The sequence below is a fragment of the Arthrobacter sp. RIT-PI-e genome, from assembly GCF_001187915.1.
In the GTDB taxonomy this organism is placed as follows: domain Bacteria; phylum Actinomycetota; class Actinomycetes; order Actinomycetales; family Micrococcaceae; genus Arthrobacter_D.
In genome coordinates, this window is sequence record NZ_LGIU01000085.1 from 35,560 (window position 1) to 58,734 (window position 23,175).

Below are 23,175 nucleotides of genomic sequence, written 5' to 3' on the forward strand. Positions count from 1 at the left end.
GCGTGCCAGCGGACGGCAGGGCCGTCCAGCACTTTGTCGGAAGGGCTCCGCCGTCACGTCAGGAGGCTTCCTGACGGTAGGACCACCCGCGGTCCACCTCCTCGGCCGCCCTGCTCCGCGGAGGGTACCGGGGAGCGGCCGGGAGTCTCACCACGACGCCGCCCCGCCGCGGGTGCATCAGGAGCATCCGCATCGCGGCCAGCACGGCGGCGGCGATGGTCACCGGTATGCTCACGGCCAGCGCGTAGAGTACCAACGCCCCGGTGATCGGTGAATGGAGGGCGGCGATCAGGTCACCGCCGCCCCCGAGGCCCAGCCACGACCAGAAGAGGCCGATGATGATCAGTAGTGTTCGCGCGCGCCTGTAACGCAACGGACGATAGACCCGCCTACGCTCCATATGTGTCTCCCCAGACTTTTGTACGACCCCAGCGGGTGGGGCCACAGGAGAAATGATAGTTCCCGATCGGGTCCATCCCGCTGCAGGAAAGGAGAACGGCGCGTGGCGAGATCGACGAAGGGTGAGGACCTCCCGGACATCACGGTGGGGAGGGTCCACCACGGGAACCTCTGGACCCGGGTCAGCCGCGTGGGTACCGAGGGCGAACGGCCTTTCCTCCTGGTCTCCGGGCTGGGCGTCTCCTCGCACTACTTCGAGCAGCTCGCCCCGCACCTCATGCAGTTCGGGCCCGTCTACGCCCTGGACCTCCCGGGTTTCGGCGGGGTGCCGCATGCCCGGCACGCGCTGACGATCAGCGATTTCGCCGAGCTCGTGGGTGCGGCCATCGACGAGGTGGGCATGGAGGACCCGGTGGTGGTGGGCCACTCGATGGGAACGCAGATCTGCGCCGAGCTCGCCGCGGCCCGCCCCGGCCTCTCGACGCTCGTGCTGATCAGCCCGGTGGTCGACGACCGCGCGGGTACCCTCCCCGTCCAGGCCGTCCGGTTCGTCAGGTCCGCCGTGCACGAGCCGTTCCGGGTGATGCTGCTGGCCGTCGTCGCCTACCTGACCTGTGGGTTTGGCTGGTTCTTGAAGGTGCTTCCGCAGATGCTCTCCTACCGCATCCGGGACACGGCGCCGCGGATCCGGATCCCCACGCTGATCATCCGCGGCGAGCACGACGCCGTCTCCCCCCGTGAGTGGGTCTCACGGCTCGCGGGCGACTTCCCCGACGCCTCCACCGTGGAGATCGAGGGCGCCGCGCACTCGGTGATGCACGCCCATGCCAGGGAGGTGGCGCAGCTGTGTGTCAGCCATGCCGAGGGGACGCTCAGTGCGAAGGAGGCCTCGGCGCCGGACGAACCGATCGCCGTGATGCCGGAGCTGCCGGCGGAGGAGACGTCGCTGGATCCCGGTGACGTGGTGCAGGCGGTCGCCGCCGAGGTGAGGGGAGTGGCGATCGAGTTCACGGGCAACCACACCGACGACGACCACCTCGTGGAGCTCGGCCGCACGCAGCAGGCCGAGGCGCGCCGCCGCGGCAAGGAGGGCGCCGGCGACTAGCGGTGCGGAGAATCGACACGGAGGAGCGGCGGGACACGGTGGAGTCGAAGGGGTGTGCCGTGCCATCCTGGCTGGACGGCTCCGAGCCGCTGAGCCGTCCGATCTCGCAGGAGGAACATCCATGACATCCGTCGAGGTACTCGTCGAGGCGTACGGCAGGCTGCCGGAGCTGGTGCACCGGGCCGTGGAGGGGCTCGACGCCGATCAGCTCGTCGCGCGTCCGGGCGGATCGGCCAACTCCGTGGCCTGGCTGGTGTGGCACCTGAGCCGGGTGGAGGACAACCACTTCGCGGACGCCTTCGGGTCGGAGGAGGTATGGGGCGCCGGCGGTCATGCGGACCGGTGGGAGCTTCCGCTGGAGGCGGACGACACCGGGTACGGGCACTCGTCCGAGCAGGTGGACGCCGTGCGCGTCGCATCCGCGCAGCAGCTGCTGGACTACTTCGACGCCGCGCACGGGCGTGCCACGGAGCTATTGGCCGATCTCGAGGACGAGGACCTCGCGCGGGTGGTGGACGAGGACTGGGATCCTCCGGTGACCCTGCTGGCCCGGTTGGTCAGCGTGGTCGACGACGCCGTGCAGCACGCGGGCCAGGCCGCCTACGCACGCGGCATCATCCTGGGCAGGGCCTGACCCGGCCCGGTCCAGGGGAAGTTCCGCCCGGCCCGTCCAGGGGAGGTCCACCGAGGATCCGGGGGAGGTTCAGCCCAGCCCGGTCTGCCGGAGGGTGATGTTGATCCGGCCCTCGAAGCCGATGCCGTTCGGTGCAGTTCCGGGGAGCGTCCGCACCACCCCGTGGTACGCGAGACGTGAGGGGCCTCCGAACACGAACAGGTCCCCCGAGTACAGCTCCACGTCCTGCCAGGGGCGGTTCCTGGTCCGTGCGTTGCCGAAGCGAAACACGCAGCCGGCACCGCGGCTCAGGGACACCACGGGGGCCTCCCCCCGTTCCCCCCGGTCCTGGTGCATGCCCATTCTCGCGTCGTCGTCGTAGTAGTTGACCAGGGCGGCGTCGGGTTCGTACCCGGATCCTGCCCCCGGCCCGTGCGGGGCGGTCACGGCCGCGCGTCCCCGGTCCCGGAGCACCTCCGGGAAGGGGAGGACCGCCTGCCCGCCGGCGTCGTCGGCCGTGCGGCTGTAGCGGTAGGGCTGCCAGTGCCAGCCGAGGCCCAGACTGCGGACGGACATGGTGCCGCCGCTCGGCATGCGCACCGCCCGCATCGGCACGGGCCCGCGGGCCCAGGTGCGGCAGAGGACCACGAGCTCACGCTGGCGTGCGGCGTCGAGCCAGTCCGGGAGGTGCACGGCACCCAGTGCCACCTCCCTGCGCGGCCGCGGGAGCAGGGCCTCGGGGACGTCGCTCATGGTCCCATTGTGCGCCGACGCTCGAGAGGACGGGAAAGACCATCGGACAACGGGTCCCTTGGTCGTAGGTGTCCTCTCGGCCGAGCACCCCGGAGCAGGACGGCGTCGGGACCTGCACCACCTGCGGGCACCTCCGTCCGCGCAGTTCGGCCGAACCACGGAATTACTTGAAGGTTTCTTCAGCCGGCGGTAGGGGTGCCCTGAGATCACGGCGCGAGACTTACCGGAGAACGCAGCCGCTGCCCGATCCGGAGGACTCCTCGTGACCATGACCACCACACCCCAGGAGACGCGTGGCCCCGGCCCCGCCGTCGTCGAGGACGCCATGGACGCATCCGTCCCCGCGGACGAGTACCGGTCCAGGGGGAAGTTCGACCGCATCGTGGGTCTGGTGATCGCCGGGATCGTCACCACGGCGGCGGGTCTCCTGTGGACCGCCATCGCGGTGAACCGTCCGGAGTCCGGGATCGAGGAGTCCCACCGGGCCGTGATCGGGATCTGGCAGGTGCTCTACAACTCCGAGGCGCCCGCTCCCAGCGTGATCCTCACCGCCCTCGCCCTCGCCCTGCTGGCCGCCGCCGGGCTCGCCCAGCTCGAACGCCGGGTCACCACCCGCTCCCGCAGGTCGATGAACCCGGACCACCTCCCCCTGGCACCCAAGGTGATCATGGCCTCCAACCGCGGCGAGTTCGCGGGCGAGGTCACCGTCACCGTCCTGATCCCCGCGCACAACGAGGAGGCCTCGCTCCCACACACCATCGCCTCCCTCGAGAAGCAGTCGCACCGGCCCGAGCGCATCATCGTGGTGGCGGACAACTGCACCGACGCCACGGTCCGGCTGGCTCGCGAGGCGGGGGTCGAGGTGATCGAGTCCGTGGCCAACACCGGGAAGAAGGCGGGCGCGCTCAACCAGGCGCTGAAGGTGGTGCTGCCGCAGCAGGGGGACAACGACGTCATCATGATCATGGATGCCGACACCCAGCTCGACGACGGCTTCCTCGCCAACGCCGTGGTCCGGTTCGTGCAGGACCGCGCGCTGATGGCGGTGGGAGGCCTCTTCTACGGGGAGCAGGGCCACGGGCTGATCGGCCAGTTCCAGCGCAACGAGTACATCCGGTACTCGCGCCAGATGCGCCGTCGTCGTGGAAGGGTGTTCGTGCTCACCGGCACGGCGTCGCTCTTCCGTCCCGTGGCACTGCGCACCATCGCGGCGAGCCGGAACCGCACCCTCCCGGGAACCCCGGGGGACGTGTACGACACCGCGGCACTCACCGAGGACAACGAGCTCACCATCGCCGTCAAGTCGCTCGGCGGGCTGATGATCTCCCCGCAGGACTGCACCGTGGTCACGGAGCTCATGCCCTCCTGGCGGACGCTGTGGAACCAGCGCCTGCGGTGGCAGCGGGGCGCCCTCGAGAACATCGGCGCCTACGGGATCACCCCCACCACCCTCCGGTACTGGGCGCAGCAGCTCGGGATCGGGTACGGCGTGATCGCCCTGAGCGGCTACCTGGCGCTGATCATCCTCACCCTCGTGTCCCTCGACACCTGGATCTGGTTCCCGTTCTGGCTGGGGCTCGGCTTCCTGTTCACCCTCGAACGGGTGATCACCGTGTGGAAGGGCGGCTGGAAGGCGCGCCTGCTGGCTGTCACCCTCTTCCCCGAGCTGTTCTTCGACATGTTCCTCAACCTCGTCTACGTCAAGGGGATCATCGATCTCTCGTCCGGCCGCCAGGCCAGCTGGAAGCACCTCGTCCACGCCGCCCCCGCACGCACCCTCGAACCCCAGGAGTCCTGAACCATGGCCCCTCACACCGGCATCGTCATCCACACGGGGATCCTCCTCCCGGAATCGGTACTGCACTCCGGCATCTTCGCGGTCCTCGCCGCCTTCGTGGCCATCAACACGGTGCTCTACGCGTCCCTGGCCCTCGCCAACGTCCTGCCCAAGATCTATCCGGGCGACTGGGTGTCCGGCCGGAACCGCCGCACCGAGACCCGTAGCATCTACCCCGACGCGGAGAGTCGCCACCCGATGTGAGCACATGATGCCGGACCTTGCGGCATGATGAGGGCGAGGGATCGCACGGGCGGAGACGTTTCCGGGTGATCCAGTGCAGTGCTTCCGGAGGTCTCAATGCCCACTGTCCGTTGCTCCATCCGTTCTCCCCACACCATCGGTGCGCCCCCGTCATGACGGGGGCACCGGGTGTGTTCCCCCTCTCCGGCGACGAACTCGGAGGCCTCCTCTCCCGGATCCGGTGCAGGGACGGCGCCGCGTTCGCGGAGTTCTACCGGCTCACCTCCGCCCGGGTGTTCGGGGTGGTCCGCAAGGTGGTGGTGAATCATCAGATCAGCGAGGAGGTGATGCAGGAGGTCTTCCTCGAGATCTGGACCAAGGCTGCGTCCTTCGACCCGGAGCGCGGGAGTGCGCTCAGCTGGACCATGACCATGGCCCGCCGTCGTGCGATAGACCGGGTCCGCTCGGAGATCGCCGCCACCGAGCGCCTGCAGGTATGGGGGCGGACCACGCATCCGGCGGACTACGATTCCGTGGTCGAGGACGTCCTCTCCGCCGAGGAGCAGCAGCGGCTCGGCCGTTCCCTGACGCGCCTCACACCCCTGCAGCGGGAGGCGATCGATCTCGCCTACTTCGGTGGCCTCACCTACAACGAGGTGGCGCAGCAGCTGGGCACGGCGTCGGGCACCGTCAAGAGCAGGATCCGCGAGGGCATCATCCGGCTCCGCGGCGAGCTCACGCCGGCCGGCGGCTGACCGCGGCGTCGTCGTTCAGCGCAGCGGGTCCTTCTCGCCGGCCTCGATCGGTGCAGCCACCCGGTTGGCGGGAACGGGCAGGGGGCAGGTCCCGTAGGGGGTGAAGGCACTCGGGTAGTTGACCGCCCGGTTGAAGTCGAGCACCACGGCGCCGTCCTCGCCCGGCGGCGCGATCCCGAGCCTGCGCCACCCCGCGGTGGAGACCCCGTTCGTGCTGTCGTGGAACGTGACGTCGAGCGAACCGTCGTCGTCCTGCGAGGCATGGAGGCGGAACCCGGCCTCCTGTCCGGGGAGGCCGAAGCGCCCCTCCCCCGCCGTGAGATGGGTGCCGGGGACGTCGGGGTGTGCCGTGCGGATGTGCTCCGGCACCGGCTCCGGGTACGGCTCGAAGCGGCCTGGAACCACGAGGTCGGGCCGGTGGCCGAAGGTGGGCACCCCGGTGAACGCGGTGAGGGTGGGAGCCTGCGCGTCCCGCGTCCTCACGGCGTAGCGTCCGCCCCGCCGCGCCAGCTCCACCTCGGTGCGGTGGCCGTCCGCGCCACCGTACGCCACCCAGCGCAGGGACTCCTCCTCGTCGAGGGTCGCCGTCCTCGTCCCCGTCAGCGGCTGTGCGGTCACGAGCTCCGTCAGGCCGTCCTCGGCCGACGCCGTCACCGTGGCGGACGCTCCGTCCGCCGACCACAGGCCGGGCACCGGCCCCAGGACCGCCGGTTCCGCGGGCAGCCACTGGAACGAGGTGAGGGTCAGCCAGCCGTGCGGTTCCGCGAGCGCCTCGTCCCGGCGGGCACGGAAGAGCGCCCACTGCTCGGGGGGCTCCTCCGCGGATCGGGGCTCAGTTCCCAAGTCTGCCGGCCATGCCGATGCCGGCGAACAGGAGGATCATGAGGAGGATCCCCAGGAGCAGCAGCCCGCCGTACAGGATGGTGAGGATCCAGCCCAGTACCTTGCCCGCGGTGGCGGGCACGCCGAGGCGTTCAGCCTTCCCGGCCTGCCAGATCGCCAGGGGGCCGAGGATCAGCCCGGCCACGAAGAAGCCCACGATCCCGAGGACGATCGAGAGCTGCGCGGCCTTCTCGCCCTCGAGGGTCCGGGCGGTGGGCGCGTACATGCCGGGGGCGTACCCACGGTAGAGCCCGGGCTGGTAGGGCCGGTACTGCGCGGGGCCGCCCTCCTGCCGGTATGGAGGGGACTGCTGGTACGGCGGGTGCTGTTCGTGGCCGCCCTCGCGGCCGTAGGGCCCGCCGTCGTCCTGGTGGGCACCAGGGCCGCCGGACGGACGATCGCTGGGATACGGGTCCTGGGACATCGTGGATTCCTCTGCTCGGCAGCTGTGCAGGTCCGGGAACTCATCCCGGGAACACCATTGTCCCGTGCGCACGCCCGCCGCGCACCCCTTTCCCCGGGTTACGCGCCGGGCGTGGCGGAACCCCGGGCGGTGCGTCAGGCCTGCATCGGGCTGCACATCGGGCTGCTCATCGGGCTGTGCGTCCCGCCCGCTCTCCTGCCCGGACCCGCGTGGGAAGTCACCCCGCCGCACGGGGGACCCGGCAGCTAGGCTGACGCCATGAGTGATTCAGGTGTGATCCGCAACATCGTCCGCGGGGTCGCCGTGTTCCCCGAGCACATGCCCTCCTTCGATCCGTCCGCGGCCCCGCCGTCGCCGGTGGACCTGTTCCTGGACTGGCTGCGACGCGCGGTGGACGACGGCGTCGCCTCGCCGCACGCCGTGCACCTCGCCACCGCCGACGCCGAGGGTCTGCCCGACGCCCGGGTGGTGATCCTCAAGGACGTCACGGAGGCCGGGTGGCAGGTGGCCTCCAGCAGGGACAGCCCCAAGGGCCGCCAGCTGAGCGACACCCCCGCCGCCGCGCTGACCTTCTTCTGGCCCGAGGCCGGGCGTCAGATCAGGATCCGCGGTGCGGTGTCCACCGCGGGTGCCGAGGAGAACCACGCCGACTTCCAGCGCCGCCACCCGGTGGCGCGAGCGCTGGTGCTGGCCGGGAGCCAGAGCACCGTCCTCACCAGCCGCGAGGCCCTGGAGGAGGCGGTCCGGGAGCAGGCCGGGCGGATCGGCCAGGACGACACCGAGGGCCTGGACCGGACGGCGTGGACGCTGTTCACCGTGGCGCCCGACACCGTGGAGTTCTGGCAGGCGGACCAGGAGCGCAAGCACATCCGCCTGCGCTACACGCGGGCCGACGAGGCCTGGACCCGGGAGATACTCTGGCCCTGATGCCCCGGCCCTGACGATCGACCGGCGGCCCGGGCTCCGGCCCGGCCCCGTCAAGGTCGCGGGGCGGGCCGGCTGCACGGATCAGTGGCCGAACTCGGCCGGCTCTGCTCAGTGGCCGAACTCGTCCGAGTCCACGATCTCCGCCTGCCCGGTGTCCAGCGTGTAGAGGGAGGCGATCTCCTCCGCGGACAGTTCGAAGCCGAAGACGTCCAGGTTCTGGGCCAGGCGATTCGGATCCGAGGACTTCGGGATGGCCACGAGGCCCTGCTGCACGTGCCACCGCAGCACCACCTGCGCCGGGGTGAGGCCGTGGGTCTCGGCGATCGCGACGACGGCGGATTCCTGCAGGAGCCCGCCCCCCTGTCCCAGCGGGCTCCAGGACTCGGTGACGATCCCGTGCTCGTCGTGGAACGCCCGGTCCTCGATACGGGGGCGCTGCGGATCCAGCTGGATCTGGTTGACGTCCGGGACCACCCCCGCGTCCAGGACCTGCTGCAGGTGGGCCGGCTTGTAGTTGGACGTTCCCACGGCTCGCACCAGGCCCTGTTCCAGCAGGTCCGCGATGCCCTGGACGGCCTCCACGTGATGGCCCTGGTCCGGGTTGGGCCAGTGCACGAGCAGGAGGTCGATGTACTCCAGCCCCAGCAGCCGGGCGCTGGTCTCGAACGCCCGGCGCACGCCGTCGCGGCCGTGGTGCTCACGGTTGAACTTGGTGGTGACGAAGAGCTCCTCACGGGCTATGCCGGACCGCCGGATGCCCTCGCCCACGCCCTTCTCGTTGCGGTAGTTCTCCGCCGTGTCGATGAGCCGGTACCCGGTCTCGATGGCGCGGCCCACCGTGGCCGCCGCCTCGTCGTCGTCCAGGGGCCAGGTGCCGAGGCCCAGGAGGGGGAGGTGTGCGCCGCTGCGCAGCTGGACGGTGGGTGCGAGTGCCATGGGGGCTCCTGCTCGAAGGATCGCTGACCGGACAAGCCTTTCCCGGGTGCCACCAGCGCGTCAACCGACCCCGACGGCGGGAGGATCACCGCCCGGGTCCCCGAGAAAATAGTAAGGGTGCTTTATTTCCCATCGGGCAGGTGGGCGCCTATAGTTCGGAACGAGGCCTAGCAGCGGGCCGTTCGACCACCGTCGTGGAGCTGACCATGGAAACTTCCTCACTCGTAGAGCACCTCTCGCGCAGGGCGCAGTCCTCCGGACCGGGGCGGTTCGGCCTGACCGGTGTGGCGGATTTTCCGCGCACCTCGGCCGCGCGGACCCAGGACGTCGACGTCCCGGAGGACCTCATGGCCGTCTCCACACGCCGCCTGCGGGTCCTCAGCAACCAGGTCTACCGCCTGCTGGACCGCGACTTCCCGCCCGGTGACGCCCTGAACCGCTACGAGCTGCTGGTCGAGGAGATCGAGCGTCGTGAGGCGCAGGCCGAGGCCGGGACGGCGCCGGTCGGGGCTCGCGCCGGTTTCCGCGACAACATGCTGTTCTCCCGCTTCGAACTGTTCAGCGACGGCGTCATGACGGGCCATGTGAAGTACGAGATGGAGGGGCAGCGCACCGTCCTCACCCAGGCCGTGGTGGATCCCCGGTTCGAGACCGTGGACGTGGAGCCCGCGCTGATCCGCCAGGTCCTGCTCGACACGCACCGGCGCCGGGTGGCCGTGGTGCCCCGCTGCCCACGGGTGCAGGCGTTCCTGGCGGAGTTCCCGCAGTACCTCGCGCTGCTGCCGGCGGGCCGATACTAGCCCCTCCCGGCCCCGGCGGGGGAGACGAGGAACCGGTTGCGGACACCGATGAGATGACGCAGGTAGGGGCGGAGCAGCCAGCGTTCCGCCACCGCCCCCAGCACCTCGAACGGAGCCGTGAACTCGATCCTGTCCACCATGGTGGTGGCGCCGTCCTGCAGCGAGAACTCGTGGACATGGCGGAAGGCGCGGAACGGACCGCGCACCTGCTCGTCGACGAACCGGTGCGGGGCCTCCAGCTCGGTGATCGCGCTGGTCATCCGCACGGGGACGCCGAAGTGCCACGCCCGCCAGGTGACCTGCTGCCCCAGGCCGATCCGCCCGCTCGTCACCCCGGCCACCGCCCGCTCGCGGGAGAAGCGCATCGACCCCGTGTGCGCGTCGATGCTCAGTGACCTCTCGAAGAGCTCGTCCCGGTCCAGCTGCGTGGTGGTGGTGCAGGTGAAGGACACGGTCATCGGGTCAGTATCGCAGCCGGTCGGGACGGCCGGCTGCGATACCGCAGGGACTACCGGACGCGCACGAGCATCTTGCCCGTGTTGGCCCCGGCCATCATGTCGAGGAACGCCCCGGCCGCGTTCTCGATGCCGTCCACCACCGTCTCGTCGAACACCACGGTGCCGTCGGCGAGCCAGGTGGTCATCCGCTCGGTGAACTCCGCCTGCAGGTCCTGGTACTGGCCCACGATGAAGCCCTGGAGCTTGAGCGACCTCGTGACGATGTTCGACATGTTGTCCGGACCCGGGGTGCGCTCCGTGTTGTTGTACTGGGAGATGGCCCCGCACAGCGCCGCACGACCTCCGGTGTTCATCCGGTCGAGTGCTGCTTCGAGGTGATCCCCGCCCACGTTGTCGAAGTAGACGTCGATCCCGTCCGGGGCCGCGGCGCGCAGCTGCTCCCGCACCGGGGCGTCCTTGTAGTTGAATGCCTCGTCGTAGCCGAACTTCTCCGTGAGCATCGCCACCTTCTCCGCCGACCCGGCCGAACCGATCACGCGGGAGGCCCCCAGCTCACGGGCGAGCTGACCGGCGATCGAGCCCACGGCACCTGCGGCGCCGGAGATGAACACGACGTCACCCTCCGCGAGCGCCGCCGCCCGCTTCAGCCCGGCGTAGGCGGTGAGGCCCGTCATGCCCGCAGCCCCGAGGAACACGGACAGGGGCAGCTCGGTGTCCGGCAGGGGGGAGAACTGCTCGGCCGGTGCCTGGGCCACGTCTCGCCAGCCGAAGTTGTGGAGGACGGCGGTCCCCACGGCCAGGGTGTCACTGTTGGACTCGACCACGCGGCCCACCGCACCACCGGTCATGACCTCGCCGAGGCCGAAGGGCGGCACGTAGGACTTCGTGTCGTTCATCCGTCCGCGCATGTAGGGGTCCACGGAGACGAACTCGTTGCGGACACGCACCTCACCGGGACCGAGATCCGGCAGCTCCACCTCCACGGTGGCGAAGTCGTCCCCGATGGGGGCCCCGACGGGCCGTGTGACGAGCTGGATCTGTGTGCTGAGGGTCATGGCTGCTCCTTGGAAGAGATGGTGATCGGAAGACTGTCGCAGGGAGGTAACCCCGTACGGGGGCGGATCACTTCCCGAGAAGGATGTGATCCTCGGAACGCCGGATGCCGATGACGGGTACGCCCTCAAGGTGGTCGGAGATTCCGGAACAGTAACCATCGGGCCACCGGCCGCCGTTCCGCTTGCCTCCTCGGCGTGGAGCCTGAAGGGTGGAAGGACCGACTCGCGCACCACCGACGAACGAGGTATGAGCCGTGACCCTCCTCGGTTTCCACTGTTCGCACGAACAACTGGACCCCCGCACACTCCTGGACCTGGTGAAGGAGGCGGAGGCCGCCGGCTTCGATGCCGCCATGTGCTCCGACCACCTCACCCCGTGGAGCGAACGGCAGGGGGAATCCGGGTACGCCTGGTCCTGGCTGGGGGCGGCCCTCGAGGCGACCTCGCTGTCCTTCGGCGTGGTCACCGCACCCGGGTACAGGTACAACCCGGTGATCACCGCGCAGGCCGTCGCCACGCTCGAGCAGCTGTACCCCGGCAGGTTCTGGGCGGCCCTCGGAAGCGGTGAGGCCATGAACGAGCACATCATCGGGGAGCGCTGGCCCACGCGGCCCGAGCGCAACGCCCGCCTGAGGGAGTGCGTGGACGTGATCCGGGCGCTGCTGGCGGGGGAGGAGGTCACCCACCGGGGCCTGATCACCGTGGACCGGGCGCGGGTGTGGTCCCTCCCGGACATCCCTCCGCCGCTGCTCGGGGCGGCCGTCACGAAGGAGACGGCCGCCTGGGCGGCCTCCTGGGCGGACGGGCTGGCCACCATCCTGCAACCGGTGGACGAGCTGCGGAGGGTGGTCGACGCCTACCGCGACGCCGGCGGTCGCGGGGACGTCGTCGTCCAGGCCCAGGTCAGCGTGGCGCCCACCCGGGAGCAGGCGGTGCACACCGCGCACGACCAGTGGCGCACCAACATCCTGCCGCCACCGCTGTGCTGGGACCTCGAGACGGTCCGGCACTACGACCAGGCGGCGGAGTTCATCTCCCCCGAGGCCGTGGCGGACTCCGTCTTCTGCACCTCGGAGGCCGCCGAGCTCTCCGAGCTGCTCACCCGCATCACCGACACAGGAGCTGATCGTATCTATCTGCACAACGTGGACAAGAAGCAGGAGTACTTCCTCAAGGTCATGGGCGAGAGCGTGCTGCCGCAGGTGATGTCCCGATGAGGATCACCGACACGAGCGACCTCTGGTGGAAGACCGCGGTGTTCTACAACCTCAACGTGGAGACGTTCCTGGACTGGGACGACGACGGCGTGGGGGATCTCGAGGGGCTGGGCCAGCGCCTGGACTACCTGGAGGAACTGGGGGTCACCTGCATCTGGCTCGCCCCGTTCTACCCCTCCCCGCGGAAGGACAACGGGTACGACATCGCCGACTACTTCGGGGTGAACGAGCGCAACGGGCACCTCGGTGACTTCGTGGAGATGGTCCGTACCGCCCACGACCGCGGGATGCGCGTGATCATCGACCTCGTGGTGAACCACACCTCGGTGGACCACCCCTGGTTCCGCCAGGCCCGGTCCTCGAGGGACAACCGGTACCGCGACTTCTACGTGTGGCGGGACGAGAAGCCCGAGGACGGGCGCGCCAGCATGTTCCCCGACGTGGAGGACGGCGTGTGGTTCCACGACGAGGAGGCGGGCCAGTACTACGAGCACTCCTTCTACCGTCACCAGCCCGACCTCAACACCGCCAACCCGGCGGTGCGGGAGGAGATCGCGAAGGTCATCGGGTTCTGGCTGCAGCTCGGGATCGACGGCTTCCGGGTGGACGCCGTGCCGTTCCTCATCGAGGCCGAGGGCCGGAACGAGCACGAGTACCTGCGGGCGCTGCGCGGCTACGTGGGACGGCGCAGCGGCACCGGGATGATGCTGGGGGAGGTCAACCTCCCCTACGAGGAGCAGAAGGCCTTCTTCGGTGAGCAGGGCAACGAACTGACCATGCAGTTCGACTTCGTTGCGAACCAGCACATGTACCTCGCCCTCGCGCGTCACGACGCCACGCCCCTGGCCGAGGTGCTCGCCGAGCGCCCGGGGATCACGGCGGTGAACCAGTGGGCCAACTTCGTGCGGAACCACGACGAGCTCACCCTGGACCAGCTGACGGATCAGGAGCGCGGGGAGGTGTTCGAGGCCTTCGCGCCGGAGGAGTCGATGCAGATCCACGGGCGCGGGATCATCCGGCGTCTGCCCCCGATGCTGGCGAACGACCCGCGCAGCATCCGCATGGTCTACAGCCTCGTCTTCTCCCTCCCGGGTGCTCCGGTGCTCTACTACGGCGAGGAGATCGGGATGGCGGAGAATGCATCGGTCCCCGGTCGGTCCGCGGTGCGCACCCCCATGCAGTGGTCACCCGAGGTGAACGGGGGCTTCTCCGCCGCCGACGCCTCGAAGCTCCCCCTCCCCGTGGTGGAGGGCGGGGCGTCCCCGGAGCACGTGAGCGTCGCGGCCCAACAGCACGATCCCGGCTCCCTGCTCCACTTCATGCGACAGCTCATCGCCGCCTACAAGAAGTCACCGGAGATCGGCTGGGGGACGTTCACCATTCTGGAGCAGGAGCACCCCTGCGTGTTCGCGCACACGATGGTCAGCTCCATGGGTCAGCTCGTGGCCCTCCACAACTTCGCGGTCGACGCCCGCAGCGTCTCTGTGACGCTCCCGGAGGGCGAGGAGATCACCCACGTGATCGATCTGCTCGGCGACGAACAGGTGGAGTGCCGCGACGGGAAGCTCGAGATCGGGCTCGAGGGCTACGGGTACCGCTGGTTGAGGATCATCCGGGCCGGGGAGAAGCGACTGCTGTGAGAAACCACCCCGGACGATCCGTTGCCCGGGGTGGTTCTTCCTGCCCGATCGGCCTCGTGCGGTACGGCATTTCCCGAACGGTGTGACGCACAGCATAATTGCCTGTATCAACCATGGCCGGGGAGCGGCCTCTCCAGCACGAAGAAAGGCCCTCGATGAGTTGGCTCGACCGCGAGAAGACCATTGCGCCACCCGGGTTCAACCGGTGGCTCATCCCCCCGGCGGCGCTCGCCGTGCACCTGTGCATCGGCCAGGCGTACGCGACGAGCGTCTACAAGACCGCACTGACGGCGCACTTCGACGCCTCGCTGACGCAGATCGGCATCATCTTCTCGATCGCCATCGTGATGCTGGGCCTCTCCGCCGCCGTCCTCGGCACCTGGGTGGACCGCAACGGACCCCGCAAGGCGATGTTCACCTCGGCGCTCTTCTGGACCGCCGGCTTCCTGGTGGGTGCACTCGGGATCTTCACGAACCAGCTCTGGCTGGTCTACCTGGGGTACGGCTTCATCGGCGGGATCGGCCTGGGCATCGGGTACATCTCCCCGGTGTCCACGCTCATCAAGTGGTTCCCGGACCGTCCGGGGCTGGCCACCGGCATGGCGATCATGGGCTTCGGCGGCGGCGCGCTCATCGCGAGCCCGCTGTCCACGCAGCTGCTGCGCTTCTACGACCCGAACTCCGGTGCGGAGGGCTGGGTGGCCAGTGGCGACGCCGTGGGCAAGCTGTTCCTCACCCTCGCCGTGATCTACCTCGTCTACATGATGTTCGGTGCCTTCACCATCAAGGTGCCGGCGGCCGACTGGAAGCCCGCCGGATTCGACCCCTCCACGCTCAAGTCGAAGGCGCTCGTCACCACGGACAACGTCTCGGCGTCCAACGCCATCAGGACCAAGCAGTTCTGGCTGGTCTGGATCGTCCTGTTCTGCAACGTCACCGCCGGCATCGGCATCCTCGAGCAGGCATCCCCCATGATCCAGGACTTCTTCCGCGACACCGACAGCGCCGTGACGGTGGCGGTGGCCGGTGGGTTCGTGGGTCTACTGTCCATCGGCAACATGGCCGGACGCTTCGTCTGGTCCACGACGTCGGACATCATCGGCCGCAAGCGCATCTACATGATCTACCTCGGTGTGGGCGCCGTGCTCTACACGGTACTGGCCCTCGCCGGTTCCTCCAGCACGCTCCTGTTCGTGGTGCTCGCGTTCTTCATCATCTCCTTCTACGGGGGCGGGTTCGCCACCGTCCCGGCCTACCTGCGGGACCTCTTCGGTACCTTCCAGGTGGGCGCCATCCACGGCCGGCTGCTGACCGCCTGGTCGGCGGCGGGGGTCGCGGGGCCCCTGATCGTGAACGCCTTCCTCGACGCGCAGGGAACCCCGGGTCAGCTGACCGAGAGCGCCTACCAGCCCGCACTGCTCACCATGGTGGGCCTGCTGGTGGTGGGGTTCGTCGCGAACCTGCTCATCAAGCCCGTGGACCCGCGTTTCCATGAGCCCGTGAAGAAGACCGCACCAGAATCAGTGAAGGAGTCCTGACATGACCGGAGCACGCATCGCCATCGCCTGGGCGCTCGTGGGCGCCCCGCTGATCTACGGCATCACGCAGACGCTCATCCGCGCGTCGGCCCTGTTCGGCGGCTGACACCCGCCCACCTCCAGAACGCCCGCCGGGGAGCGGAGCATCCCGCTCCTGGTCCCCGGCGGGCGTCCTGCTGCCCGGCCGCAGTGGGACAGGACGACGGCGTGCACGCGCGAGGCACCGAAGCATCGGGAGGATCCATGGAGAGCACCGGAAACCAGCAGGACGAGGCCGTCCCCCCGGAGGGCCTCCCTCCCCTCGAGGAGGTGCGCGAGGGCGTCTGGGCGCTCGCGCAATCCATGCCCGGGGGTCACCTGGCCCACTCGTCCAGCTACCTGGTGGGGGGAGCCGACGGCAGCGTCCACGTGATCGATCCCGGGTGGGACTCCGACGAGAACTGGGACCGGCTGGTCAGCGCACTCGACGTCGTCGTGCCCGGGGGCGCCGGTGCGGCCGCCGTCAGCGGCATCACCGGTACCCATCTCCACCCCGACCACGTGGGCATGGCGGTGCGGCTCCGTGCCGCGTCGGGGGCGCCGTTCGCCCTGCACGCCGCGGAGTGCAGGGCGCTCGAGCATCACGGGGCCCGCGGCCGGGATCCGGAGGAGGCGACGGCGCAGCTCGTGGCGTGGGGGGTCCCGCCGGACCGGCGGGGGGGGGCCGCGGGCCGGGGGGGCCGCCTCCCCGCGGGGCTCGCCTCGCCGGGGACCACGAACTCCCCGACGGCGAGGTCCTGGCCGTCCCCGGTTCCGTGATCAGGGTCCTGGCCACGCCGGGTCACACCGGGGGGCACATCTGCCTCGTGGACGAGCGCCGGAAACTGCTGTTCACCGGTGACCACGTCCTCCCCGCGGTGTTCCCCGGTCTGGGTCTCGGCGGGCCGACCGTCACGAACCCCCTGGCCGACTACGCGGAGTCCGTCCGGCGGGTGTGCAGGTACCCGGAGCACGAGGTGCTTCCCGGGCACGGGCACCGTTTCACGGGTGTCGCCGACCGGGCGCGCGAATGCCTGGAGCACCAGCTGCAGCGCACACGCCAGGTGGCCGCCGCGCTCGAGGAGGCGAGGACCCGGAGCACCGTGCCCACGGTGTGGGAGCTCGCCGCGGGCCTCACCTGGTCCGCGGGATGGGCCGGGCTGCAGGGGTTCCAGCTGCTCTCCGCGCTGAGCCAGACGGCGATGCACCGCGACCACGTCGGCGAGCCGGGGGCGCCCGCGCCCTGACATCTTCGGTCTTTTTCCCGGAACCGTGCACCCGGGCTCGCGAGCGTCTATACGCTTCCACCATGGACACCACCGAGGAATCGAGGAATCCCGGGTTCGACCACGCCATCGAGGTCCTCGAGGAGCAGACCGGTGTGCTGTGGCGCCGTGAGCGCATCACCTGCCATGCACTCGCGAAGACGGTGCACCCCGGGATGGAACCCGCCGCCTACGGCATCCTGACGCTGCTGCAACGCGATGGCGCGCTGCGCGCCACGGACCTCGCGCTGGGCATCGGCGTGGGGAAGCCGTCCATCAGCCGGCAGCTGAGGAGCCTGGAACAGCTGGGGCTGGTGTTCCGGCAACTCGATCCCGGCGACGCCCGCTCGCAGCGCGTGCTCCTGACCCCCTTCGGTGAGCAGCGGCTCGCGGAGGCGCAGTCCGGCCGCCACACGGCGTTCGTGGAGCTGCTGCAGGGCTGGGAGCGCACGGACGTGGACCAGCTCGGCGTGCTGATCGACCGACTAATCGGCACCTACGCACGCGACACCTGGTAGCGACAGCAGCGGGCGGATCGCCACCGCAGGGGGTGGCCGGGTGCGCGGCGCGACGCCCGGCGCCTAGATTGGGACCATGGCCGACACGACGGAACACCCGGAAGCAGCTCCCGCCCACACCTCCGCCCTCCGGCGACTCGCCGAGGCGCACCGTGTGGGCACCACCTTCAAGGGATGGGACGGCGAGCCGGCCGAGGTGGCCCCCGAGACCCTCGTGAAGGTGCTCGCGGCGCTCGGGGTGGATGCCGGGTCCGAGGACCGGATCGCCGGCTCCCTGGCCGAGGCCGAGGACGCCCCGTGGCGCACCGCGCTCCCCGCCGTCGTCGTGGTGCGGCAAGGCCGGGCCGAACCGGTCCCGCTCTCCGTGCCGGTGGGATCCGGGACCGTGCTCTGGGCCGTGACCGAGGACGGCGTCCGCCACACCGCGACGGTGGACGACGACGCCGTGGAGACCCGGACGGTCGGCGGGCAGGAGCTGCGCCGGGTGAAGGGCCTGCTGCCCGAGGAACTCCCGCTGGGCTGGCACACACTGCACGCCTCGGTGGACGGCGAGGAGTCCTCCTGCACGCTCGTGGTGACACCGGACCGGCTGGGCACCACCGAGAAGCTCCTGGACCGCCGGACCTGGGGGCTCATGGCGCAGCTCTACTCGGCCCGTTCCTCGGACTCCTGGGGGATCGGCGACCTCGCCGACCTCGGCCGGCTCGCCGAGGCCTCCGCGGGTCTCGGCGGAGGTTTCGTGCTCGTCAACCCGCTGCACGCCGCCGAACCCGTACCGCCCGTGGAACCCTCCCCCTACCTGCCCACCACGCGCCGCTACTTCCACCCCCTGTACCTGCGCGTGGAGGACATCCCCGAGTACGCGCGCCTGGACGAGACCGGCCGGGCGCGGATCGAGGAGCTCGCGGCGAGTTTCGCGGCGGACAACACCACCGCGGACCTCCTCGACCGGGACCCCGCCTACGCGGCCAAGCTCGAGGCACTGGACCTGGTGTTCGCCGTGGAACGCCCGGCGCAGCGGCAGCAGGACTTCGAGGCCTACCGCGCCGACCAGGGGCAGGGCCTCGTCGACTTCGCCCTGTGGTCCGCGCTCGCCGAGCACCTGGCGCCGGGCGCCGAGGAGTGGGACGAGGTGGGCCGGCCCGGTTCCGCGACCGCCGAGGATCTCGCGCAGCGGTACGCGGCGCGGATCGACTTCCACGCCTGGCTCCAGTGGCTCCTCGACGAACAGCTCCAGCAGGCGCAGCTCCGGGCCACGGGGGCGGGCATGTCCATCGGCGTGGTGCACGATCTCGCCGTGGGGGTGCACCCCAGCGGGGCCGACGCCTGGGCGCTGCAGGACGTCCTCGCGTCGGGGATCAGCGTGGGCGCGCCACCGGACATGTTCAACCAGCACGGGCAGGACTGGGCCCAGCCGCCCTGGCACCCTGAACGGCTCGCCGAGTCCGGGTACACCGCCTTCCGGGACATGCTCCGCAACATCCTGCGGCATGCCGGGGGCATCCGGGTGGACCACATCCTCGGTCTCTTCCGGCTCTGGTGGATCCCGCAGGGTGCCTCGCCCGGCGCGGGCGCCTACGTCTACTACGACCACCGCGCGCTGATCGGCATCCTGGCCCTGGAGGCCGAGCGCGCAGGGGCCGTGGTGGTGGGGGAGGATCTCGGCGTCTTCGAGCCCGGTGTCCAGGAGTACCTCGCCGAGCGGGGGATCCTCGGCACCTCGATCCTGTGGTTCGAGCAGGACGACGACGGCCCGAAGCCGCCCGAGGCGTACCGGGAGGGCTGCCTCACCACGGTCACCGTGCACGATCTCCCGCCGAGCGAGGGCTATCTCGCGGGCGAGCACGTGGCACTGCGGGAACGGCTCGGTCTGCTCAGCCGCCCCGTGGAGGAGGAACGGGCGGAGGACCGCGCCACCCAGGAGAAGTTCCTGGCACTGCTGCGCGAACGCGGTCTCCTCGGGAAGGAGCCGACGGTCCGGCAGACCGTCGAGGGGCTCCACGCGTTCATCGCGCGCACGCCGTCCGTGCTGCTCGGCGTCGCCCTCGCCGACGCGGTGGGGGAGCGCCGCACGCAGAACCAGCCCGGTACCGGGAACGAGTACCCGAACTGGCGGATCCCCCTGGCGGACGCCGACGGCAACGCCGTGCTCGTGGACGATCTCGCCGGGAACCCCCGCTTCGCAGCACTGGTCGCGGCGCTCGGCCTCCCGGTCACCGAGCAGGGACCGAGCGTTCCGATCGCCTGACCGCGAGGTGACTCGTCAGGGGCCGTCATGATCGGCGTGCCGAGGGGCGGGACGCACCGAGCCGTCCCGTGCCGCCCCTCGACGGAGGCCGACGGGCCCGGACCGGAACGCAGGAGGGGCCCGGACGGTGTCCGGGCCCCTCCTGCGTGCAGTGCTGCTACTTGCCGAGTTCCGGGCGGGTGGACTCGTCCTGGTCCTGGAACGGGGCCTCCTCGACCTCGTAGGGGTCACCGCCGCTGGGGCCGGTGTTCCCCGACGCCGCGACCACGGGGGAGGCGTCCTTGACAGAGGTGCCGCCCTTGGAGGCGGCGTCCTTGGCCTTCTCGGTGCCCTCCTTGGCCTTGTCCGCGCCCTTGGAAGCGGCGTCCTTGGCCTTCTCGGCACCTTCCTTGGCCTTGTCCGCGCCGTCCGACGCGGCGTCCTTCGCCTTGTCGGCAGCATCCGAGGCGGCGTCCTTCGCCTTGTCCGCGCCCTTCGAAGCCGCATCCTTGGCCTTCTCGGCAGCATCTGCGGCTGCGTCCTTGACCTTGGACAGCGTGTCCGATCCGGAGCCGTCCGTGTTCAGGGCATCCTTCAGGGATTCCTGCACCTCGGGCGCCTTGTCCTTGATGGCCTCGGTGGTGGAGGACACGGTGTCCTGGACCTTGGGGTCGTTCCACAGGTCCTGGGCCTTGGTCTTGAGCTGCTCGTAGCTCTCACGGCCGGCGCGGCTCCCGAGGACGTACCCCACAGCCATGCCTGCTGCGAATACCAGTTTGTTCTTCATGCGGTTCTCCTTCGCTGGGCGGTGTTCCCTCGAATCTAGGCCATCGGCGCAGTAGGGGCGACAGCGGGGGCCAGTTGAACTCCGCTCCCGCCCCCGGGTAGGGGCCGGAGCCGATACCCGGGCGCCCGGCTAGGACGTGGTCAGGGCCGTCTTGAGCCAGCCCTCCTCGCGGCGGTCGAAGGTCAGATAGGCGTCCACGACGTCGGTGAGCGGTTCGTGCTGCGTGATGAACCCGGTGGGGTCGAAGACGCCCGAGGCGACGAGGTCCAGCAGGGGCGGGGTGACCGAGCGGTGGTCGCAGTTGCCCATGCGGATGGTCAGGTTCTTGTTCATGGCCTGACCGATCGGGTAGGTCATGGTGTCCGGGCTGTACACGCCGATGATGCCGATGCGCCCGTACTTCCTGACGGTCTCGATGCTCCACCGGGACACCTGGGACGGGGCATCCCCCGGCACCCAGTTCCCACCCTGCACATTGGTGGTGGGAGCCACCTCGTCCACCTCCCGGGCGAACTCCTCCGCCTGCTCCTCGGCCTTGGCCGCGGCAGGACCGGAGGAGGGGCGCTGCGCGTCCACGCCGACGGCGTCGATCACGGCATCCACGCCGATCCCGAACGTCGCCTCCATCAGGGCCTCCACGGGGTCCTCGCGGTTGAAGTCCACCACCTCCGCGTTCTGGTCCAGGGCCTGCACCAGGCGGGTGTCGATGCCGTCGATCGCGAAGACGCGGGAGGCGCCCTGGCGGAACGCCGACGCGATGGCGAACTGCCCCACGGCTCCCGCGCCGTACACCGCCACGGTGTCCCCGCGCTGCACCCCGGCGAGCTGCGCGCCGAACCAGGCGGTGGGGAAGATGTCCGAGAGCAGGATGGCCTGTTCGTCGCTGACGTTGTCGGGCAGCCCGGTGAGGGTGTTCGAGGCCCAGGGGATGCGGGCGTACTCGGCCTGCAGACCGTTCACCGGCCCGGTGGTCGCGGGCCCGCCGAAGAAGCAGGTGCCGGCCTGCGGCCCGTTGGGGTTGGCGTTGTCGCACTGTGCGGTGTGGCCGGCGCGGCACTGCCAGCAGGCTCCGCAGGACATGGTCGAGGACACCACCACGCGGTCGCCGGGTGCGAAGCCGCGAACCGCTGAACCCACCGCGACCACCTCACCCACGGCCTCGTGGCCGAGGACTGTGCCCTCCCGCATGCCGGACATGGTGCCGCGGATGAAGTGCAGGTCCGTACCGCAGATGGCGCTCCGGGTGATCCGGACGACGGCGTCCGTGGGATCGATGATCGCGGGGTCGTCCACGGTATCCAGGCGGATGTCGCCTTCACCGTGCCAGACGAGGGCTTTCATGATGAGTACTCCTTCACAGCTCGGGGCAAGGGACGCACAGCTGATCGGCGACCGGGTCCAACGCTAGGAGCGGCCGCTCCGGGCAGCCACCCGCCGCGTGATCCCCGTGGGAAGTTGTCAGCGCCGGAGGGCGGGTGTAGGGCGGACGACGGCGCCCCGTCGCGGAACTGTGACCGGGGGCGCGGACCTCCGACGGCTGCGGGTCAGGAGTACTGCCGGGTGGCCTCGAGCCCCGTGACCAGCGGCGTCGACCCGGGCTGCCGGTCGCGGCGGTCGAGTTCCTCGGTCACTTCCTCGTGCCTGATCTCCGTCTCCGTGGACGCCGCGCCGTCGTGCGCGTACTCGTGGTCCAGTTCGCGGTGGATCCTGCTGTTGAGGACCTCGACGGCGGTGAGGTCGAGTGCGGTGAGGTCGTCGGGGAAGTCCTCGGAGGGTGTCAGTCTGCTGCTCATCTGGCCTCTTCGATCGTGCGGGGTGGCTGTGGATGAGGCCCTCTGCTAGACCGCGACCACCGGAACTGGTCCGGCAGGGGAATAGTAACCAGTCCCGGTGAGGAAGGGAAGCGGTTCCGGGACCTGACGGGGGTGGCGGAGGTTAGCGTGGGAACCGGATCCGGACGATCGGGAGAGCGCCGGTCGAGAGCAGGGGGAGATGTGCCAGAGGGCGACAGCGTCTACCGGCTCGCCGCCCGGCTGCGGCGGTCCCTCGACGGGCACGTCCTGGTGCGCGGCGAGCTCCGCGTGCCCGCGCACGCCACCGACGCGCTGGACGGACTGCGGGTGATCGGCCACGACACGCACGGCAAGCACCTGCTCACCCGCTTCGACGCCGGGCTGACGCTCCACACCCACCTGCGGATGCAGGGTTCCTGGACCGTCACGGCACCCGGGAGGGCTCTGCCGCGCAAGCTGCTGCCCGATGCCCGGGTGGTCCTCGCGGTGGCGGACGGTCCCACCGCCTACGGTCTGGACCTGCCCGTCGTCGACCTGGTGCCCACCCGGGCGGAGGCGGGGGGGATCGGTCACCTCGGGCCGGACCCGCTGCGGGGGGACTGGTCCGCCGGTGAGGCGGTGCGGCGGCCCGGGCGCGCTCCGGCCGAGCGCGTCTCCGCGGGCCTGCCCGAGCAGCGCAACGTCGCCGGGTTCGGGAGCCTGTGGGCCAACGAGCTGTGCTTCCTGCGGGGCATCCCCCCCGACACCAGGATGGCCGACGTCGACGTGCCCGCACTCGTGGCACTCGGTGCACGGTGCCTGCGTTTCTCGGCCACCCACCCCGGGGCCCACCAGGTCACCACGGGCAACACCCGGAAGGGGGAGCAGCACTGGGTGGCCGGGCGCGCCGGGAGGCCGTGCCTGCGCTGCGGGACCACGGTGCAGGTGCGGGCCGAGGTGCCGGGCGACCCGGGCCGCCGTCGTACCTGGTGGTGTCCGCGCTGCCAGCCGCCGGGGTCCACGGGCTGAATCGGGACGGGGCCGGGCTGGGTCGAGGCCGGGCGCG

25 protein-coding genes and 1 pseudogene are annotated in these 23,175 nt (G+C 70.5%); 16 read left to right on the forward strand and 10 right to left on the reverse strand.

The features are described from left to right. Nucleotides 1-58: 58 nt before the first annotated feature. Nucleotides 59-373, reverse strand: a complete 315-nt coding sequence (locus tag AC792_RS12025; RefSeq protein ID WP_152916186.1) for a hypothetical protein — start codon at nucleotides 371-373, stop codon at nucleotides 59-61. A gap of 129 nt (nucleotides 374-502) precedes the next feature. Here AC792_RS12025 and AC792_RS12030 point away from each other — a divergent pair, with 129 nt between their 5' ends. Both AC792_RS12030 and AC792_RS12035 read left to right on the forward strand, forming a co-directional pair. After that, a complete protein-coding gene (locus AC792_RS12030) occupies nucleotides 503-1,504 on the forward strand; it encodes an alpha/beta fold hydrolase (RefSeq protein WP_049830749.1) in 1,002 nt (333 codons plus the stop codon). 121 nt (nucleotides 1,505-1,625) lie between these two features. Beyond that, a complete protein-coding gene (locus AC792_RS12035) occupies nucleotides 1,626-2,138 on the forward strand; it encodes a mycothiol transferase (protein ID WP_049830750.1) in 513 nt (170 codons plus the stop codon). A gap of 69 nt (nucleotides 2,139-2,207) precedes the next feature. On the opposite strand, the gene AC792_RS12040 is transcribed toward AC792_RS12035, so the two are convergent. Next, nucleotides 2,208-2,870: an alpha-ketoglutarate-dependent dioxygenase AlkB family protein gene (locus tag AC792_RS12040; protein ID WP_049830751.1), complete on the reverse strand. Its 663-nt coding sequence runs from the start codon at nucleotides 2,868-2,870 to the stop codon at nucleotides 2,208-2,210. 268 nt (nucleotides 2,871-3,138) lie between these two features. Between AC792_RS12040 and AC792_RS12045 the strand changes: the two genes are divergently transcribed. The 3 genes from AC792_RS12045 to AC792_RS12055 all read left to right on the forward strand — a co-directional run bounded on the left by AC792_RS12045 (nucleotide 3,139) and on the right by AC792_RS12055 (nucleotide 5,645). After that, complete coding sequence (locus AC792_RS12045) at nucleotides 3,139-4,668, forward strand: glycosyltransferase (protein WP_235436699.1); 1,530 nt, start codon at nucleotides 3,139-3,141, stop codon at nucleotides 4,666-4,668. Nucleotides 4,669-4,671: 3 nt separating this feature from the next. Then, entirely contained in the window at nucleotides 4,672-4,911 is a 240-nt protein-coding gene (locus AC792_RS12050) for a hypothetical protein (protein ID WP_235436701.1), read from the forward strand. A 152-nt stretch (nucleotides 4,912-5,063) separates the two neighbouring features. Further along, nucleotides 5,064-5,645, forward strand: coding sequence for a sigma-70 family RNA polymerase sigma factor (locus AC792_RS12055; protein WP_049830752.1), 582 nt, complete (start codon nucleotides 5,064-5,066; stop codon nucleotides 5,643-5,645). Nucleotides 5,646-5,660: 15 nt separating this feature from the next. Here the strand turns inward: AC792_RS12055 and AC792_RS12060 are convergent, their stop codons facing one another. Continuing rightward, nucleotides 5,661-6,488, reverse strand: a complete 828-nt coding sequence (locus AC792_RS12060; protein WP_049830753.1) for a DUF1684 domain-containing protein — start codon at nucleotides 6,486-6,488, stop codon at nucleotides 5,661-5,663. Next, complete coding sequence (locus tag AC792_RS12065) at nucleotides 6,478-6,951, reverse strand: DUF4190 domain-containing protein (RefSeq protein WP_049830754.1); 474 nt, start codon at nucleotides 6,949-6,951, stop codon at nucleotides 6,478-6,480. Before AC792_RS12065 ends, AC792_RS12060 begins: the two co-directional genes overlap by 11 nt. Nucleotides 6,952-7,209: 258 nt before the next feature. On the opposite strand from AC792_RS12065, the gene AC792_RS12070 reads away from it, so the two are divergent. Then, entirely contained in the window at nucleotides 7,210-7,878 is a 669-nt protein-coding gene (locus AC792_RS12070) for a pyridoxine/pyridoxamine 5'-phosphate oxidase (RefSeq protein WP_049830755.1), read from the forward strand. A 108-nt stretch (nucleotides 7,879-7,986) separates the two neighbouring features. Here AC792_RS12070 and AC792_RS12075 read toward each other — a convergent pair whose 3' ends face one another. Then, nucleotides 7,987-8,814, reverse strand: a complete 828-nt coding sequence (locus AC792_RS12075; protein WP_049830756.1) for an aldo/keto reductase — start codon at nucleotides 8,812-8,814, stop codon at nucleotides 7,987-7,989. Between the two features lie 206 nt (nucleotides 8,815-9,020). Here AC792_RS12075 and AC792_RS12080 point away from each other — a divergent pair, with 206 nt between their 5' ends. Then, nucleotides 9,021-9,614, forward strand: coding sequence for a GNAT family N-acetyltransferase (locus AC792_RS12080; RefSeq protein WP_152916188.1), 594 nt, complete (start codon nucleotides 9,021-9,023; stop codon nucleotides 9,612-9,614). On the opposite strand, the gene AC792_RS12085 is transcribed toward AC792_RS12080, so the two are convergent. Continuing rightward, on the reverse strand, nucleotides 9,611-10,072 hold the full coding sequence (locus AC792_RS12085) for an SRPBCC family protein (protein WP_049830758.1): 462 nt from the start codon (nucleotides 10,070-10,072) through the stop codon (nucleotides 9,611-9,613). The two genes, AC792_RS12080 and AC792_RS12085, sit on opposite strands and share 4 nt — an antisense overlap. A 50-nt stretch (nucleotides 10,073-10,122) precedes the next feature. Beyond that, a complete protein-coding gene (locus AC792_RS12090; protein ID WP_049830759.1) occupies nucleotides 10,123-11,127 on the reverse strand; it encodes an NADP-dependent oxidoreductase in 1,005 nt (334 codons plus the stop codon). A 254-nt stretch (nucleotides 11,128-11,381) separates the two neighbouring features. Between AC792_RS12090 and AC792_RS12095 the strand changes: the two genes are divergently transcribed. The 8 genes and pseudogenes from AC792_RS12095 to malQ all read left to right on the forward strand — a co-directional run bounded on the left by AC792_RS12095 (nucleotide 11,382) and on the right by malQ (nucleotide 19,571). After that, complete coding sequence (locus tag AC792_RS12095) at nucleotides 11,382-12,344, forward strand: TIGR03885 family FMN-dependent LLM class oxidoreductase (protein ID WP_049830760.1); 963 nt, start codon at nucleotides 11,382-11,384, stop codon at nucleotides 12,342-12,344. Then, nucleotides 12,341-13,984, forward strand: a complete 1,644-nt coding sequence (locus AC792_RS12100; RefSeq protein WP_049830761.1) for an alpha-amylase family protein — start codon at nucleotides 12,341-12,343, stop codon at nucleotides 13,982-13,984. Before AC792_RS12095 ends, AC792_RS12100 begins: the two co-directional genes overlap by 4 nt. Before the next feature lie 155 nt (nucleotides 13,985-14,139). Then, entirely contained in the window at nucleotides 14,140-15,522 is a 1,383-nt protein-coding gene (locus AC792_RS12105) for an OFA family MFS transporter (RefSeq protein WP_049830762.1), read from the forward strand. Nucleotide 15,523: 1 nt separating this feature from the next. Continuing rightward, complete coding sequence (locus AC792_RS18220) at nucleotides 15,524-15,628, forward strand: MFS transporter small subunit (protein ID WP_442853618.1); 105 nt, start codon at nucleotides 15,524-15,526, stop codon at nucleotides 15,626-15,628. Nucleotides 15,629-15,864: 236 nt separating this feature from the next. After that, nucleotides 15,865-16,161, forward strand: a pseudogene (locus AC792_RS17945) (MBL fold metallo-hydrolase); the annotation flags it as partial. 32 nt (nucleotides 16,162-16,193) lie between these two features. Further along, nucleotides 16,194-16,787, forward strand: a complete 594-nt coding sequence (locus AC792_RS17950) for an MBL fold metallo-hydrolase (protein WP_082177703.1) — start codon at nucleotides 16,194-16,196, stop codon at nucleotides 16,785-16,787. A gap of 62 nt (nucleotides 16,788-16,849) precedes the next feature. Further along, entirely contained in the window at nucleotides 16,850-17,323 is a 474-nt protein-coding gene (locus AC792_RS12120; protein ID WP_049830765.1) for a MarR family winged helix-turn-helix transcriptional regulator, read from the forward strand. 76 nt (nucleotides 17,324-17,399) lie between these two features. Next, the gene (malQ, locus tag AC792_RS12125; protein ID WP_049830766.1) at nucleotides 17,400-19,571 is read left to right on the forward strand and encodes a 4-alpha-glucanotransferase; all 2,172 of its coding nucleotides are present in this window, start codon (nucleotides 17,400-17,402) and stop codon (nucleotides 19,569-19,571) included. Between the two features lie 157 nt (nucleotides 19,572-19,728). Here the strand turns inward: malQ and AC792_RS12130 are convergent, their stop codons facing one another. The 3 genes from AC792_RS12130 to AC792_RS12140 all read right to left on the reverse strand — a co-directional run bounded on the left by AC792_RS12130 (nucleotide 19,729) and on the right by AC792_RS12140 (nucleotide 22,130). Then, a complete protein-coding gene (locus AC792_RS12130) occupies nucleotides 19,729-20,337 on the reverse strand; it encodes a hypothetical protein (RefSeq protein ID WP_049830767.1) in 609 nt (202 codons plus the stop codon). A gap of 129 nt (nucleotides 20,338-20,466) precedes the next feature. Further along, nucleotides 20,467-21,678, reverse strand: coding sequence for an alcohol dehydrogenase catalytic domain-containing protein (locus AC792_RS12135; protein WP_049830768.1), 1,212 nt, complete (start codon nucleotides 21,676-21,678; stop codon nucleotides 20,467-20,469). Nucleotides 21,679-21,881: 203 nt separating this feature from the next. Next, nucleotides 21,882-22,130 (reverse strand): hypothetical protein, encoded by a 249-nt coding sequence (locus AC792_RS12140; RefSeq protein WP_049830769.1) that lies wholly within the window; start codon nucleotides 22,128-22,130, stop codon nucleotides 21,882-21,884. 201 nt (nucleotides 22,131-22,331) lie between these two features. Here AC792_RS12140 and AC792_RS12145 point away from each other — a divergent pair, with 201 nt between their 5' ends. After that, on the forward strand, nucleotides 22,332-23,138 hold the full coding sequence (locus AC792_RS12145; RefSeq protein WP_049830770.1) for a DNA-formamidopyrimidine glycosylase family protein: 807 nt from the start codon (nucleotides 22,332-22,334) through the stop codon (nucleotides 23,136-23,138). Nucleotides 23,139-23,175: the final 37 nt, after the last annotated feature.